Source organism: Mycobacterium sp. 852002-51961_SCH5331710 (assembly GCF_001665535.1).
Classification (GTDB): domain Bacteria; phylum Actinomycetota; class Actinomycetes; order Mycobacteriales; family Mycobacteriaceae; genus Mycobacterium.
The window spans coordinates 1-688 of the sequence record NZ_LZSQ01000116.1; the positions used below are offsets into that span (position 1 = coordinate 1).

Annotated in this window: 1 protein-coding gene; it reads right to left on the reverse strand. The window is 63.1% G+C overall.

Features of this window, described 5'->3' with window-relative positions; translation table 11 throughout:
- On the reverse strand, positions 1 to 688 hold a 688-nt coding region (locus A5752_RS21225), incomplete at both ends, for a condensation domain-containing protein (RefSeq protein ID WP_231983480.1).

A 688-nucleotide genomic window follows, 5' to 3' on the forward strand; every position in this document is an offset into this window, starting at 1 on the left:
ACCGAGCGGTCTTCACAACGCAGCGCCACCGCCTCCGAGGCGTTGGCCACCTGAGCAGCGAACAACTCCGGAATCGAAGCCGGTGCGGTCGACGGGGCGGCCAACACCGCCCGGTGTCCCCACTCATCCAGACGCACACACTCGGCCTCATCGACCACATCAATCGACGAAAGCCGCCGTACCGGATCGGCGGTCATCGCATCCAACACCCGCCGCAACCGCTCAATCAACGTCTCGACGCTCACCGCATCGAACACATCGGTGCGAAACTCCACCGACCCGCCGATCCCGGCCGGTTCACCGGCAGCGCTCCAGCGCTCGGCAAGGGTAAACGTCAAATCCATTCGCGCGGTGTGGGTGTCCAGCGGCAACGACTCGACCTGCACATCACCCAACACCAACCCGTCGGCGGCACCGTCGCGCCCGGCGAAGTTCTGCCACGCCAACAACACCTGCACCAACGGGTGATGAGCCAAACTCCGAGCCGGATTGAGCCGCTCCACCAACACCTCAAACGGCACGTCTTGATGTTCATAAGCGGCCAAACTGCGCTGCTGAACCTGGGCCAACAACTCACCCACAGTCAGATCGGCACCCAGATCAACCCGCAACACCAACGTGTTGACGAAAAAACCCACCAACTCATCCAAAGCCGGATCACGCCGCCCCGCGACCGGGAAACCAACCG